This window comes from Nocardioides sp. P5_E3, from assembly GCF_054049275.1.
Genome location: NZ_JBFUMR010000038.1, coordinates 1 through 14,315 on the forward strand (window position 1 = coordinate 1; position 14,315 = coordinate 14,315).

The 14,315-nt window shown below is 71.8% G+C and carries 16 protein-coding genes; 10 read left to right on the forward strand and 6 right to left on the reverse strand.

Going from position 1 to position 14,315, the window contains the following annotated elements:
• The 3 genes from ACXJKB_RS19850 to ACXJKB_RS19860 all read left to right on the forward strand — a co-directional run.
• A partial coding sequence (locus tag ACXJKB_RS19850) for a LuxR C-terminal-related transcriptional regulator (protein WP_457191450.1) occupies positions 1 to 1,695 on the forward strand: 1,695 nt, incomplete at its 5' end.
• 96 nt (positions 1,696 to 1,791) lie between these two features.
• Positions 1,792 to 2,934: a methyltransferase domain-containing protein gene (locus ACXJKB_RS19855; protein WP_457191452.1), complete on the forward strand. Its 1,143-nt coding sequence runs from the start codon at positions 1,792 to 1,794 to the stop codon at positions 2,932 to 2,934.
• A gap of 88 nt (positions 2,935 to 3,022) precedes the next feature.
• Complete coding sequence (locus ACXJKB_RS19860; protein WP_457191454.1) at positions 3,023 to 3,598, forward strand: isochorismatase family protein; 576 nt, start codon at positions 3,023 to 3,025, stop codon at positions 3,596 to 3,598.
• A 21-nt stretch (positions 3,599 to 3,619) separates the two neighbouring features.
• Here the strand turns inward: ACXJKB_RS19860 and ACXJKB_RS19865 are convergent, their stop codons facing one another.
• The gene (locus ACXJKB_RS19865) at positions 3,620 to 4,165 is read right to left on the reverse strand and encodes a DUF1697 domain-containing protein (protein ID WP_457191456.1); all 546 of its coding nucleotides are present in this window, start codon (positions 4,163 to 4,165) and stop codon (positions 3,620 to 3,622) included.
• Positions 4,166 to 4,218: 53 nt separating this feature from the next.
• Between ACXJKB_RS19865 and ACXJKB_RS19870 the strand changes: the two genes are divergently transcribed.
• Genes ACXJKB_RS19870 through ACXJKB_RS19880 form a run of 3 tightly spaced genes read left to right on the forward strand, consistent with a single transcriptional unit; the run spans position 4,219 to position 6,605 of the window.
• Complete coding sequence (locus ACXJKB_RS19870; protein WP_457191458.1) at positions 4,219 to 5,007, forward strand: transporter substrate-binding domain-containing protein; 789 nt, start codon at positions 4,219 to 4,221, stop codon at positions 5,005 to 5,007.
• Between the two features lie 39 nt (positions 5,008 to 5,046).
• Positions 5,047 to 5,838 (forward strand): amino acid ABC transporter permease, encoded by a 792-nt coding sequence (locus ACXJKB_RS19875; RefSeq protein ID WP_457191460.1) that lies wholly within the window; start codon positions 5,047 to 5,049, stop codon positions 5,836 to 5,838.
• Positions 5,838 to 6,605, forward strand: coding sequence for an amino acid ABC transporter ATP-binding protein (locus tag ACXJKB_RS19880; RefSeq protein ID WP_457191462.1), 768 nt, complete (start codon positions 5,838 to 5,840; stop codon positions 6,603 to 6,605). Before ACXJKB_RS19875 ends, ACXJKB_RS19880 begins: the two co-directional genes overlap by 1 nt.
• Positions 6,606 to 6,634: 29 nt before the next feature.
• Here ACXJKB_RS19880 and ACXJKB_RS19885 read toward each other — a convergent pair whose 3' ends face one another.
• Positions 6,635 to 7,393, reverse strand: coding sequence for a hypothetical protein (locus ACXJKB_RS19885; protein WP_457191464.1), 759 nt, complete (start codon positions 7,391 to 7,393; stop codon positions 6,635 to 6,637).
• Positions 7,394 to 7,563: 170 nt separating this feature from the next.
• Positions 7,564 to 8,475, reverse strand: a complete 912-nt coding sequence (locus tag ACXJKB_RS19890; RefSeq protein ID WP_457191466.1) for a LysR family transcriptional regulator ArgP — start codon at positions 8,473 to 8,475, stop codon at positions 7,564 to 7,566.
• A gap of 72 nt (positions 8,476 to 8,547) precedes the next feature.
• Between ACXJKB_RS19890 and ACXJKB_RS19895 the strand changes: the two genes are divergently transcribed.
• From ACXJKB_RS19895 to ACXJKB_RS19905, 3 genes are all read left to right on the forward strand, one after another.
• The gene (locus ACXJKB_RS19895; RefSeq protein ID WP_457191468.1) at positions 8,548 to 9,147 is read left to right on the forward strand and encodes a LysE/ArgO family amino acid transporter; all 600 of its coding nucleotides are present in this window, start codon (positions 8,548 to 8,550) and stop codon (positions 9,145 to 9,147) included.
• A gap of 86 nt (positions 9,148 to 9,233) precedes the next feature.
• The gene (locus ACXJKB_RS19900) at positions 9,234 to 9,686 is read left to right on the forward strand and encodes a MarR family winged helix-turn-helix transcriptional regulator (RefSeq protein WP_457191470.1); all 453 of its coding nucleotides are present in this window, start codon (positions 9,234 to 9,236) and stop codon (positions 9,684 to 9,686) included.
• Positions 9,683 to 10,909 carry an MFS transporter gene (locus tag ACXJKB_RS19905; RefSeq protein ID WP_457191472.1) on the forward strand — a complete coding sequence of 409 codons (1,227 nt, stop codon included), beginning with the start codon at positions 9,683 to 9,685 and terminating at the stop codon, positions 10,907 to 10,909. The genes ACXJKB_RS19900 and ACXJKB_RS19905 overlap by 4 nt, the downstream gene beginning before the upstream one ends.
• On the opposite strand, the gene ACXJKB_RS19910 is transcribed toward ACXJKB_RS19905, so the two are convergent.
• Together ACXJKB_RS19910 and hppD are read right to left on the reverse strand one after the other, a co-directional pair.
• A complete protein-coding gene (locus ACXJKB_RS19910) occupies positions 10,906 to 11,703 on the reverse strand; it encodes a hypothetical protein (protein WP_457191474.1) in 798 nt (265 codons plus the stop codon). The genes ACXJKB_RS19905 and ACXJKB_RS19910 overlap by 4 nt on opposite strands.
• Before the next feature lie 185 nt (positions 11,704 to 11,888).
• Complete coding sequence (gene hppD, locus ACXJKB_RS19915) at positions 11,889 to 13,121, reverse strand: 4-hydroxyphenylpyruvate dioxygenase (RefSeq protein ID WP_457191476.1); 1,233 nt, start codon at positions 13,119 to 13,121, stop codon at positions 11,889 to 11,891.
• An 81-nt stretch (positions 13,122 to 13,202) separates the two neighbouring features.
• Here hppD and ACXJKB_RS19920 point away from each other — a divergent pair, with 81 nt between their 5' ends.
• Complete coding sequence (locus ACXJKB_RS19920) at positions 13,203 to 13,676, forward strand: Lrp/AsnC family transcriptional regulator (protein WP_457191478.1); 474 nt, start codon at positions 13,203 to 13,205, stop codon at positions 13,674 to 13,676.
• On the opposite strand, the gene ACXJKB_RS19925 is transcribed toward ACXJKB_RS19920, so the two are convergent.
• Complete coding sequence (locus ACXJKB_RS19925; protein ID WP_457191480.1) at positions 13,669 to 14,304, reverse strand: IclR family transcriptional regulator; 636 nt, start codon at positions 14,302 to 14,304, stop codon at positions 13,669 to 13,671. The two genes, ACXJKB_RS19920 and ACXJKB_RS19925, sit on opposite strands and share 8 nt — an antisense overlap.
• Positions 14,305 to 14,315: the final 11 nt, after the last annotated feature.

Below are 14,315 nucleotides of genomic sequence, written 5' to 3' on the forward strand. Positions count from 1 at the left end.
GTGCTGCACCTCGCTCTCGCCGCCACCGAGCCCGACCCGGCGCTCGCGGCCCGGCTCGACGGGGCGGTCGCGCGGGCGTCCGCGCGCGGCTCGATCCGGTTGGCCGCCGACCTCGCCGGCCACGCCCTGCGCCTCACCCCGCCCGGCGACGCCGACGCGGAGCGGGTGATGCTGCTGGCCAAGCTGCTGCAGATGGCCGGCGAGAAGCAGCGGCTGACCGAGCTGCTCACCCCTCGCGCGGCCGGCCTCCCCGCGCGGGCCGACCGGGTGCGGGCTCACGTGCTCCTCACGGGCGGCGTCGTGCACGGCAACGACGACATCCTCGCGCTCCTCCAGCGCGCCCTCGACGAGGCCGGCGACGACCACGCCCTGCGCCTGCGGGTGCTCTGCCACCTCGCGGAGAACGAGGCCGTCATCGAGGTCCGCAACGTCGCCGTCGCCGACGGGCGGGCGGCCGAGGCCGTCGACGCGTCCGCCTCCGGCTCCGGTGGCGACCAGCGGCTCGCGCTCTACACCCGGGTCTGGACGTCCGCGTTGCGCGGTCGACCCCTCGACGGCCTCCTCGAGCGCTACGAGGCGCTCGCGAGCGGGTCGACGTACCTCGCCCGGACGCCCGGGCGCGTGGCCGGGCAGCAGCACGTGTGGCGCGGGGAGCCGGGACCCGCCCGGCAGCGGTTCGAGGCGTTCCGCTCGCTCGCCGCCGACCGGGGCGAGCCCAATCCGTACGCCCTCGCCCGGCTCCACCTCTGCGAGCTCGAGCTGCGCCTGGGCCGGTGGGACGACGCCGAGGAGCTCCTCGACGAGTGGGCCACGTCGCTCGACAGCAGCCTGCTCCACTGGCCGATGTACGAGCGGTGTCGCAGCCTGCTGGCCGCCGGCCGCGGGGACGCCTCCGACGCGCGTGAGTGGGGCGAGCGCGCCGTCGCGCAGGCCGAGGAGACCGGGATCCGCTGGGACTGGCTCGAGGCGACGCGGGCGCTCGGGGTGGCGGCCCTGCTCGACCACCGTCCCGAGGAGGCGGTCCGCCACCTGCGCGCGGTCTGGGCCCACACGCGCGACCAGGGGGTGCTCGACCCCGGCGCCTTCCCCGCCGCCCCCGACCTCGTCGAGGCGCTCGTCGAGTCCGGCGACCCCGACGACGCGTGCACGGTCGTCGACGCGCTGCACGAGGCCGCCGACCTGCAGGACCACGCGTGGGCCCGGCTCACCGCCGCCCGCGGAGCCGCGACGGTCTCCCTCGCGGGCGCGTGGTCCGACCAGGAGGCGCAGGCGCTGGCGGGGGTCGCCACGGCGTACGACGAGCGCGGGCTCGCGGCCGAGGCGGCGAGGACCTGGCTCGCGCTGGGCCGGGCGCAGCGACGCGCGCGCAAGTGGGGCGGCGCCCGCGACTCCCTCGAGCGCGCGGTGCGCCTCTTCGAGGAGCAGGGCGCTCCCGGCTGGGCCGACGCCGCGCGCGCCGACCTCGAGCGGGTCGGCGCCCGCCGCCCGAGCTCCCCCGGGCGCCTCACCACCACCGAGCGCCGGGTGGCCGACCTCGCCGTGCAGGGGCTGGCCAACAAGGAGATCGCGCGGACGCTGGTGGTCACCGTCAGCACGGTCGAGTTCCACCTCCGCAACGCCTACACCAAGCTCGGCATCCGGTCCCGGATGGAGCTCGCGCAGCGCCTGGCGGAGCTCGACGACACGACCGGCTGAGCCGCCCCGCGCCTGTCAACTGGGGTTGTTCCCGGGGTCATTTCCTCGGGTCATCCGCAGTTTCGGCACCCCGTCCCGGGCGAGGACCGTGGAGCCATGGCCGAGTACCTCGTCGAGCTCTACGTCGCACAGGGCGACCACGCCGTCGCGAAGCACCACGTCGCGGTGGCGGAGCGGGCCGGCACCGACCTGACCCGGGAGGGCCGGGCGGTGCGCTACCTGCAGTCGTTCTTCGTCCCCGAGGACGAGACGTGCTTCCTGCTCTACGAGGCCGACTCGGTCGACCTGGTCACCGAGGCGGTGGGGCGGGCCGGACTCCGGCTCGAGCACGTCTCCGCGGCCACCACGTCCGTCGCCGGCGCACAGGAGTCGCCGGACGGCACCACGAAAGGAACCAGCATGACCAGCACCACCACCAGCAGCACCACGACCGGCACCCCGGACCTCACCGAGCTGCGCGACAAGCAGCAGAAGGTCTGGAGCAGCGGCGACTACAACAAGATCGCCGCCCTGACGGTCCCGGTGTCCGAGCACCTCGTGGACCACGTCGGGGTCAGTCCGAACGAACGGGTGCTCGACGTCGCGACCGGCACCGGCCACGTCGCCCTCGCCGCCGCACGCCGGTCGGCCGAGTCGGTCGGCATCGACTACGTGCCCGGGCTCCTCGAGATCGCCCGCCGCCGCGCGGAGGCCGAGGACCTGGTCGTCGAGCTGGCCGAGGCCGACGCCGAGCACCTCCCCCAGGAGGACGCCTCGTTCGACGTCGTCCTGTCCGCCATCGGTGTCATGTTCGCCGCCGACCACGACGCGGCCGCGCGCGAGCTGGTCCGGGTGACCCGCCCCGGCGGGCGCATCGGGCTCGCGAGCTGGACGCCCGAGGGCTTCGTCGGCGGCATCCTCCGCACGGTCGGCGCGCACGTGTCGCCCCCGCCGGGCGCGCAGCCCCCCACCCGCTGGGGCACCGAGGAGGTCGTCGCCGGCCTGCTCGGTGACGGTGTCACCGACGTGGGCTCCGTGACCGCCACGGTCACCCAGCGCTTCACCGACGGCGCCGCGTTCGCCGACCTGTTCCTCACCTACTACGGACCCACCTTCGCGGCAGCGAGCCGGCTGGACGACGAGGGGCGCGCCGCGCTCCGAGCCGACCTCATCGCGCTCGCCGAGTCGCACGACCGCGGTGAGGGCGACGGCCTGGTCTGCGACTGGGAGTACCGGATCGTCACGGCGACCCGCCGCTGACCCGGGGCCCAGGGGCCGGGACACGGGGCAGCCTTCCCACGGGGTGGGGAGGGCTGCCCCGACGTCCGTGCACCGCTAGCCTCGGCACATGGCTCGAGCCCTGATCGTCGTCGACGTCCAGAACGACTTCTGCGAGGGCGGCTCGCTGCCCGTCCCGGGCGGCGCCAGCGTGGCGGCGGGCATCAACGACCTGCTGCACCGCTGGCACTCGCAGGCCGACGACGCGCCGGCGTACGACGTCGTCGTCGCCACCAAGGACCACCACGTCGACCCGGGGTCGCACTGGTCGCTCAAGCCCGACTTCGTCGACTCGTGGCCGGTGCACTGCAAGGTCGGCACCGAGGGGGCCGCGTTCCACCCCAACCTCGACCCGCAGCCCTTCGACGAGGTCTTCTACAAGGGCGAGCACGAGGCGGCCTACAGCGGCTTCGAGGGGCGTACGTCGTCGGGCGACCCGCTGACCGACTGGCTGCGGGCCCGCCAGGTGGAGGAGGTCGACGTGTGCGGCATCGCCACGGACCACTGCGTGCGCGCCACGGCGCTCCACAGCGCCGGCGAGGGGTTCACCACGCGGGTGCTGACCGCCCTGTGCGCCGGTGTGGCCGAGGAGTCCACGGCCGCCGCGATCACCGAGCTGGCCGGCGCCGGCGTCGAGATCGCCTGACCGCCCACCCGATCCCGCTGGTCAGCACCACTTCTCGGTGACGGTGCGCAGCACCTTCACGGTGCGCGCGGTGCCCTTCCCGAGCGCCGTGACCTCCTTCGACGCCAGGACCTTCGAGGTGTGGATGTTGCCCTCGAGCAGGACGTAGGCGGCACGGCCGTCGACCACCACGGTCTCCCCCTCGTGCTCGAGCGCGTGGGCGGCCTCGACGGCCGCGGCGGCCGCGGCGGTCGGGGCGGCGGAGTAGAGCGTGACGTAGTGCTGGCCCGCCGGGTCGTGCTCGGCGTGCAGCTCCTCGGCCCTGGCGGTGAGCGCGGCGAGGTCCTTCGTGGTGAAGACGATCGTCGGGACCTCGAACCCGGCCGCCGCGGCGTACGCCTCCTCCAGCGCCGCCTGCACCTTCGCCACCGAGCGTGCCGAGTGGGTCAGGCGGACGTTGCCGGTGTTGATGTAGGTCTCCACGTCCCGGCCACCTGCCGCCTCCGTCGCGGCCTTGATGGCGTCCTTGGGGAACTTGCGCTTCGCGCCGAGGTTGATGGCGCGCAGGAAGGCGACGTAGGTGGGCACACCGGGAGTATGCCTGCCGGGAACCGTGGTCGGTCAGGTCTAGGGTGAGACCCATGAAGACTCGAGCTCTCGCCACCGTCGTCAGCGCTGCCGCCCTCGCCCTCACCATCAGCGGGTGCGCCAAGGACGACACCTCCACGACCACCGAGTCGGGCATCGAGCTGGTCAAGGACGGCACCCTGACCATCTGCACCCACCTCCCCTACGAGCCCTTCGAGTTCACTGAGGGCGGCGAGGTCGTCGGCTTCGACCCGGGCGTGCTGGAGATCGCCGCCGAGAACGAGGGGCTCGAGACCGAGGTCCTCGACGTCGCGTGGGAGACGATCACGACGGGCGAGGCCCTCAACACCGGGCAGTGCGACGTCGGGGCCGGTGCCATGACGATCAACGACGAGCGCGCCGCGGTCATGGACTTCACCGACCCCTACTTCAAGGCCACGCAGGCCCTGATGACCAAGACCGGCTCCGGCATCACCTCGCTCGAGGACCTGGCCGGCAAGAAGATCGCGGTGCAGGACGGCACGACCGGCGCCGACTACGTGCGGGAGAACGCCCCCGACGACGCGGAGATCATCTCCTTCGAGGACTCCTCCCTGATGCAGCAGGCAGTCCGGACCGGCAAGACCGACGCCGGCGTCAACGACAACGGTCTGCTCAACTACTTCGTCAGCCAGAACGACGACGTCGAGGTGGTCACCGAGTTCGAGACGGGCGAGGAGTACGGCTTCTCGGTGAAGAAGGGCGGCAACGACGAGCTGCTCGCCGCCATCAACGACGGCATCGCGAGCGACGACTACGACGCGGTCTACGAGAAGTGGTTCGGCACCGCCCCCACCCAGTGACGCCTCCCCAGCCCCTCCCGACCAAGGTGATGTGAGCCCATGGCGAGTCCCCGTCAGCGTGCAGCCCGGTGGCGCTACGTCCAGTACGCCGTGCTGGTGGTCGTGCTGCTGGCCATCGCGTTCATCGCCGACTGGGAGCAGATCCAGCGGGCCTTCTGGAACTGGGAGCTGGTCAAGGAGCAGTTCCCCGACGTCATCACCATCGCGCTCAAGAACACGATCATCTACACCGCGTGCGGCTTCACCTTCGGGCTCGTGCTCGGGCTGGTGCTGGCACTCATGCGCCTGTCGAGCGTGGGGCCCTACCGGTGGATCGCGACCGGCATCATCGAGCTGTTCCGTGGGCTGCCCGCGCTGGTCGTCTTCATCGCGCTCAGCGTGGGCTTCAACCTCGCCTTTCCCCGCTACGAGATCCCCTTCGGCAACCTGGGGGTCGTCACCCTCGCCCTCGGCCTCGTCGGCGGCGCCTACATGGCGGAGACCATCCGCGCCGGCATCCAGGCGGTGCCGAAGGGGCAGATGGAGGCTGCGCGGTCGCTCGGCATGTCGCACAGCAGGGCCATGATCAGCGTGGTCGTGCCGCAGGCGTTCCGCATCATCCTCCCGCCCTTGACCAACGAGCTGATCCTGCTGACGAAGGACTCCTCGCTCGTCTACATCCTCGGTCTCGCACTGTCCGGCTACGAGCTCACCAAGTTCGGCCGCGAGGCCATGAACTCCGCCTCGAACCTCACCCCGATCATCGTGATCGGCCTGTGCTACCTGCTGATCACGGTGCCGCTGTCGATCGTCGTACGCCGCATGGAGAGCCGCTCGGAGAGGGCCCGCTGATGACCACCCACCCCACCCACCGCTCGGCCGACCGGGCTGCTGCCGCGATCGACGTGCAGGACCTGCACAAGTACTTCGGCGACAACGAGGTGCTCAAGGGCATCGACTTCCACGTCGGTCAAGGCCAGGTCGTCTGCGTCATCGGACCGTCGGGCTCGGGCAAGTCGACGCTGCTGCGCTGCGTCAACATGCTCGAGACCCCCACCAGCGGCAAGATCTTCGTCGAGGGCGACGAGATCACCGATCCCGACGCCGACGTCGACAAGCTGCGCTCGCGCATCGGGATGGTGTTCCAGCAGTTCAACCTCTTCCCGCACATGACGGTGATGCGCAACCTCACCATCGCGCAGCAGAAGGTCAAGGGCCGCAAGAAGGACGAGGCGGTCGAGATCGCTCGCGCCAACCTGGCGAAGGTCGGGCTGGCCGAGAAGGAGTCGGCCTACCCCGCCCACCTCTCGGGAGGGCAGTCGCAGCGCGTCGCGATCGCCCGGGCGCTGTCGATGAGCCCCGACATGATGCTCTTCGACGAGCCGACCTCCGCGCTCGACCCGGAGCTGGTCGGCGACGTGCTGGCGGTCATGAAGGACCTGGCCTCCGAGGGCATGACGATGATGGTCGTCACCCACGAGATGGGCTTCGCCCGCGAGGTGGGCGACAACCTCGTCTTCATGGACGACGGAGTGATCGTCGAGGAGGGCGACCCGCGCGAGGTGCTCGCCGACCCGCGCCACGAGCGGACGCAGTCGTTCCTGTCGAAGGTGCTCTAGCGCCGCACCGTGGCCGGTGGGTCAGCCGGTCAGCCCCGCTTGCACTGGCTGGGCGGGGTGACGGCGGGGTCGAAGACGTACTTGGGCGGCGTGATGCTCGCGCCGTCCGGCGACTCCATCATCGTCATCGCCCACCAGCCCGCCTTGCGGGTGTCGATGGCGGCGAGCTCCTCCTCGGGGAGGGCGTTCCACATGTTCAGGACGTCCACGCCCACCTCGATCAGGTGGCCGTGGGGGGTGACGACCGCCCTGGCTTCGATGTCGTCGAGGGCCACCGGAACCGCGGGGAAGAGCCCGCGCGGCATGCCGGTCAGCACGGCCTTGGCGGGCACCCCGACGGCGACGCCGTCGCCGGCGAGCTTGACCGCCCGGGCAGCGGTGACGGGCCAGGTCGGGTCGAGGTCGGTCGGCAGCGCCCAGCTGCGTCCCTCCTTGTCCTCGGTGATGTCGGCCCAGCAGTCCGCGGCGTTGGGGCCCCAGACGTCGCTGTTGAAGTAGGTGCGGCCTGCGACGACGAGGTAGTCGACCTGCTGGACGTCACCGCCGATCGCGGAGTCCATCGAGAGCTCGCTGTAGCCCGTCGAGGGGCTGTAGCGGCCGTCGAGGTCGAAGATGCGCTTGCCCCCGGTGTCGGGGTTCTTGGTGAGCAGCTGGCCGTGCCACTCCACGATGCCCATCTTGGCGACCTGGCCGTTGAGTGCCTCGAGCTTCTCGCCCTCCAGCATGAAGTCGTCGCCCTTGGTGGCGGCGGCCTCGCCGGACCCACCGCAGGCGTTGAGGGTGAGCACCAGACCGACGCAGAGGGCGGACGCCCACGTTGCGCTCCGACGACGTGCCACTGGGTTTCCCCGATCAGGTCGTGACGAGCTCCGTGCTCGATCTCGCTCGGAGCCTAGGTCCGGCTCCGGTGGCTGTCAGGGGAATCACCACATCTTGTCCGAGCGGCCGCGGGCCGGGCTCAGCCAGCCATCCAGCCGCGTGCCGCACCCACGACAGCGTCGGTGAGGTCGTCGACCAGCGCGGACCCGAGCCGCCAGTGCTGCCAGAACAGCGGCACCTCGGGCCGCCGGCCCGGCACCAGCTCGACGAGCTCGCCGCGGTCGAGCTCGTCGACGACGTCGGACTCCGGCAGGAGCCCCCACCCCATGCCCACCCGGATCGCGCGGTCGAACTCGCGCACCGACGGCAGGTAGGTCACCGGCGGCGCGAGGTGACGGCGGGTGACCCGGCGGATGAAGTCGTGCTGCAGCGAGTCGCTGCGGTCGAAGGCCACGATCGGCGCCTCGCCGAGCGTGCCGGACCCCACGCCGTCGGCGAAGTGGGTGCCGTGGAAGTCGCGGGTGGCGACCGCGGCGTACCGGAGCCGACCGAGGCGCACCACCCGGCACCCCGGCACCGGCCTGGGCTCACCGGTGATCGCCGCGACCACCTCACCGCGGCGCAGCCGCTCCGCGGTGCGGGTGTGGTCCTCGCGCACCACCTCGAACACCACGCGGTGCCGCGACTGCACCTCGGCGAGGGCGTCGACGAACCACCCGTAGAGCGCGTCCGCGTTGACCGCGATCGGGAGCGAGGCGTACGACGTCCCGCTCGCGTCGGGCTCCTCGACCAGCTCGGCGACGGCCTCCCGCTCCAGGAGCTCGGTCTGCGTGGCCAGGCGGACCAGCACCAGACCGGCCTCGGTGGGCTCCAGCGGCTTGACCCGGTGCAGCAGGACGCGGCCGATCCTGGTCTCGAGCGCCTTGATCCGCTGGCTCACCGCGGAGGGCGTGACGTGCAGCTCGCGGGCGGCTGCCTCGAAGGTGCCGAGCCGTACGGCGACCGCAAGTGTGCGCAGGGCCACAGGGTCGAGCTGGGTGATGTCTTTCATACTTAGACATCCTAATGATTGCTCAGAATCCTTCGCTGGATTGAACACTCGCAGCGACCTAGCGTTGTCCTCATGTTCCAGGTTGCTCTCACCGGTCTGCTCACCGGACTCGCCCTCATCGTCGCCATCGGCGCACAGAACGCGTTCCTCCTGCGTCAAGGGATCCGCGGCGAGCACGTCCTGCCGATCGTGCTGACCTGCCTGGTCTCGGACGTCGTCGCGATCACTGCGGGCGTGGCCGGCCTGGGCGTCGTGCTCGAGCGCTGGCCCGGGATCCTTCCGGTGGCCCAGCTGCTCGGCGGGCTCTACCTGATCGCCTTCGGCGTGCACGCAGCGATGCGCGCGTGGCGACCGGCGGCGCTCGAGGAAGGCGAGTCGACGTCGCTCACCGCCGGCCGGGCGGTGCTGCTGACCCTCGCCCTGACCTGGCTCAACCCGCACTTCTACCTCGACGCCGTGCTCATGCTCGGCACGGTCGCCAACAGCTTCGGCACCGACCGCTGGTGGTTCCTGACCGGCACCCTCGTCGCGAGCCTGCTGTGGTTCTTCGGCCTGGGCTACGGCGCCCGTCTGCTGCGCGGCCTCTTCGCCCGCCCCGGCGCCTGGCGCGTCCTCGACTCGGGGATCGCCGTGGTGATGGGCACCCTCGGCGTGGGCCTGATCGCGCACTGAGGACCGATCACCCGAGCGGGACAGTGTGATGCGGGTCCCATGTCCCGTGATGGATTTACATAGGACTCCTATGTAACTATCGAGGAGTGAGTACTTCTCCCATCGATCCCGATCCGGCGTTCCGGGAGCTCGCGAGCGACCTCGTCGTGCTGTCGGCACGACTGACCCGCGCAGTGCGCCGCGAGGTCGAGCACCCCGGCGGGGCCCGCGTGCTGTCGATCCTCGACGAGCTCGGGCCGTCCGGCGTCACCGCGCTCGCCGTCGCCGACCGGTGCAGCCAGCCGACCATGACCGCCACGGTCAAGGGGCTGGAGGAGCAGGGCCTGGTGAGTCGGCGTCCCCACCCGACCGACGGCCGGGCACAGGTCGTCGACCTCACCGACGCCGGTCACGCCGAGCTCGCGCGCGTCCGCCGGAGCAACGCCGAGCTGGTGACCGCCCGCCTCGCCGACACCCACCACACCGCCGAGGAGGTCGCCACCGCCGTCGCGGTCATGCGCGACATCCTCCGCCCGAACCCCCAGGAGGACATCCTGTGAGCAGCCCGTCGATCCTTCGCCAGCCGCGCGCCGTGTGGGCCGTGGCCTTCGCGTGCGTCATCGCCTTCATGGGCATCGGCCTCGTCGACCCGATCCTCAAGGAGATCGCCGCGCAGCTCGAGGCCAGCCCGAGCCAGGTCTCGCTGCTCTTCACGAGCTACATGGCCGTCATGGGCGTCTCGATGCTGGTGACCGGTGTGGTCTCCAGCCGGATCGGGCCCAAGCGCACCCTGCTCGCCGGTCTCGCCCTCATCATCGTCTCCGCCGCCCTGGCCGGCTTCTCGGACAGCGTGGGCGCGGTGATCGGATTCCGGGCGGGATGGGGCCTGGGCAACGCCCTCTTCGTCGCGACCGCCCTCGCGACGATCGTCAGTGCGTCGGCCGGCCCGGTGGGCCAGGCCATCATCCTCTTCGAGGCGGCTCTCGGCCTCGGCATCGCGTCGGGTCCGCTCATCGGCGGCCTCCTCGGCGAGGTGTCGTGGCGTGGGCCTTTCTTCGGCGTCTCGGCCCTGATGACCGTCGCCCTCGTCGCGACCGCATTCTTCCTCCCCTCAACGCCCCCGACCGGACGGCGTACGTCGCTGCTCGACCCGTTCCGCGCGCTGCGGCACCGGGCGCTGCTCCTGCTGGCCCTGGTCGCGATCTTCTACAACCTCGGCTTCTTCACGCTCATGGCCGCCGGGCCGTTCGCCCTGCCCACCTACTCGATCATGGGCATCGGCTGGACCTTCTTCGGCTGGGGCCTGCTGCTGGCCATCGCATCCGTGTGGCTCGCCCCAGTGCTGCAGCGACGCTTCGGCACCCTGCCCACGCTCACCGCGGTCCTCGCGCTCTTCTCGCTCGACCTGGCCGCGATGGCCATCGGCGCGGGCAACGAGACGGTCGTGACCGCCGGCATCGTGGTCGCCGGAGCCTTCCTGGGCGTGACCAACACCCTGGTGACCGAGGCCGTCATGGGTGCCGCTCCGGTGGAGCGGCCGGTGGCCTCGGCCGCCTACTCCTTCGTCCGCTTCACCGGCGGCGCCGTCGGTCCCTTCGTCGCCCTGAAGCTCGCGGAGCGGGTCGACCTGCACGCGCCGTTCTGGTTCGGCGCCGCCGCCGTCGCGATCGGGGTGGTCGTCGTGGCCGCCGGTTCGCGCACCATCGCGGCGGCCCTCGACTCCGACCCGGCGCACCACGGCGTGGTCGAGGCGGAGAGTGAGCTCGTCGGCGACCTGGCCTAGTCGCCCGCGAGCCCGCTCCCCCGCTCGGCCAGCGCCTCGCCGAGCCGCGCGATCGCGACCGGCCCGACGCCGTGCATCGCGTCGAGCTGCGCTGCGGAGTACGACGCCACCTGCTCCAGCGTCGTCACCCCGACCTCGCGCAGCGCGCGCGTGGCGGGGGCACCGATGTTCCTCGGCAGCGGCGTCCCGGTCTCGCGGGGTCCGCGCTGGCGCGGCGCCGGGAGGCCGGCGTCGACGACCGCCTCGCCGCGCGGGGACAGCAGGTAGCCGATGGCGAGCGACTCGGTGAGGCCGAGCTCCTTGAGCTTGCGCACGTCCTTCTTGAAGTCCGCCGTCTCGCGCCCCACCCGGGCGGCCAGGTCGGGAGCGCGCACGGTCGGGTTGAGGTCGATCAGGTCGAGCGTCTCGCGCGTCCACGCGCCGTACGACGACGCGGCGTCGAGGCGGTCGAGCCGGGCGGTGATCGTCGCGAGCTCGTCGGCGTCCGGCACGGCGGCCCGTAGCGCCTCGCGCGGGTCGGGACCGGCGTACGCCAGCCCGATCCGCCAGGCGGGGTCCTCCGAGCGCGCCGACAGCGCCTTCTTGAGCGCCCCCAGCGAGGGTGCACCGGCACGGCGGGCGTCGTCCGCGCGCAGGCTCGACACGCTGACCTGCTCCAGGCTCGTCACCTCGATGACCCCGACGCCCGTGCGCATCCGGGTGCCGACGACGACGCGCGGCTTGGCCCACCGGCGGAAGGCCAGGTCGAGCGTGCCGGCCTTGATCGCGGCCAGCTCGGCCGGTCGGATCATCATGCGCCTCAGCCTAGGGCCGCGGCCGAGCGGTGCCCCAGCCACGTTTCGCGCGCTGCGAATGTGGCCAGGGCACCGCCCGAGCGACGACACGCCGGACAGACGGCTCGAGCGGTGCCCCAGCCACCTCCCGTGCCTCAGGAATGTGGGTGGGACACCGCTCGGGTGGCCGTCAGCCTGGCGTCACGTCACAGGTTGCCGCGGGCGTCCTGCTCGCGCTCGATGGCCTCGAACAGTGCCTTGAAGTTGCCCTTGCCGAAGCCGAGGGAGCCGTGGCGCTCGATGAGCTCGAAGAACACGGTGGGCCGGTCGCCGAGGGGCTTGGTGAAGATCTGGAGGAGGTAGCCGTCCTCGTCGCGGTCGACCAGGATGCCGCGCTTCTGCAGCTCCTCGATCGGGACGCGCACCTCGCCGATGCGGGCGCGCAGCTCGGGGTCCGAGTAGTAGGAGTCGGGCGTGTTGAGGAACTCGACGCCGTTGGCGCGGAGCGCGTCGACGCTGGCGAGGATGTCGCCGGTCGCCACGGCGAGGTGCTGGGCGCCGGGGCCGTTGTAGAACTCGAGGTACTCGTCGATCTGCGACTTCTTCTTCGCGATCGCGGGCTCGTTGAGCGGGAACTTCACGCGGTGGTTGCCGTTGGCGACGACCTTCGACATCAGCGCGGAGTAGTCGGTGGCGATGTCGTCACCGATGAACTCGGCCATGTTCACGAAGCCCATCACCTTGTTGTAGAAGGTGACCCACTCGTCCATCCGGCCGAGCTCGACGTTGCCGACGATGTGGTCGAGGGCCTGGAACAGGCGCTTGGGCTGGCCGTCCTTCTTCTCCCAGCGCGGCTCGACGGTCACGTAGCCGGGGAGGTAGGGGCCGGCGTACGTCTCGCCGTCGACGGTGCGCTGCACGAGCGTGTGGCGGGTCTCGCCGTAGGTCGCGATGGCGGCGACGCGGACCTTGCCGTGCTCGTCGGCCACGGTCTCCGGCTCCACGAGGACCGTCGCGCCGGCCCTGCGGGCCTGCGCGATGCACTGGTCGACGTCGGGCACCTCGAGGGCGATGTCGACGACACCGTCGCCGTGACGGGAGTGGTGGGCGATGAGGTCGCTGTCGGGCGCGACGGCGCCGCTCACGACGAACTTGATGGAGCCGGACTTGAGCACGTAGGACTTGTGGTCGCGGTTGCCGTTCTCGGGGCCGGAGTAGGCGATGAGCTCCATCCCCCACGCCGAGGCGTAGTAGTGGGCCGCCTGGGTGGCGTTGCCGACCACGAAGCAGATCGCGTCCCACCCGGTCACGGGGAACGGGTCGGCGTCGGCGTCGTACTCCACGAGGCCGACGAGCTGGCGCAGCTGCTCGAGCGAGAGGTCGGCCTTCATCTCGTCCACGGTCAGGGCGCCGCCGGTCGAGGCGATGTCAGTCGTCATGGGGCGAACCCTGCCCAGTTGTGGCAACGTGTGCAACAGTACGTCGAAACGTCGGACAAGTTGCACAGTCGAGGGGCACTCATGGACGCGATCGACGGCAGGTTGATCGATCTGTTCGCCACCGAGCCGCGGCTGGGCGTGCTCGAGGCGAGCCGACGGCTCGGCATCGCCCGGGGCACCGTCCAGGCGCGGCTGGACAAGCTCGTGTCGGCCGGGGTGATCACCGGGTGGGGACCCGACCTCTCCCCCGAGGCGATCGGGTATCCCGTCACCGCCTTCCTCACCCTCGAGATCCGCCAGGGCTCGGCCGACCGCGGCGGCCACGACGCCGTCGCCGCCCACCTCGCCGGCATCCCCGAGGTGCTCGAGGCCTACACGATCACCGGCGCCGGCGACATGTGGGCGCGCGTCGTCGCGCGCTCCAACGCCGACCTGCAGCGGGTGATCGACCTGGTGCTCACCGAGCCGGGGATCGACCGCTCGACGACCGTGATCGCGCTGGCCACGCAGATCCCCTACCGGGTGGTCCCGCTCGCGCGGGCGGCGGTCACCTGAGCCGTTCGGCGACGGCAGCCGCCGCGGCGATCACCTGGGGCGCCACGACGTCCTCGTCGATGGCGCCGTCGAGCGTCACGACGCCGACGCTGGCGCGGAGGCCCTCGACGCCCCGCACGGGGGCGGCCAGGCCGCGGGCGCCGGTCTGCAGCTCGCCGCTCGTGACGGCGTACGCCGCCTCGTCCTGCTCCACCAGCCCGATGGCCTTGCCGGCCGCGCCCTGCGTCAGCGGGTGGCGGGCGCCGACCCGGTAGGACACGTGGAAGTCGGTCCACGAGGGCTCGACGACGGCCAGCGCGAGCGCCTCCTCCCCGTCCGCCACGGTGAGGTGGGCGGTGGAGCCCAGCGACTCCGCGAGCCCGCGCAGCACCGGCATGGCGAGGTCGCGCAGGAGGGGCTGCACGCCGCTGGCCAGGTGCAGCACGCCGAGCCCGACGAAGAGCCGGGAGCGCGCGTCGCGGCGGACCAGCCCGTGCTGCTCGAGGGTGCTGATCAGCCGGTAGACGACCGTGCGGTTGACCTGGAGGCGGCTCGAGAGCTCGGTGACCGTCAGGCCCTCGGGACTCTCGGCCAGCACGCGGAGGACGCGCAGCCCTCGGTCGAGCGTCTGCGAGGTCTCGGTGGGCACAGGGCCACTAT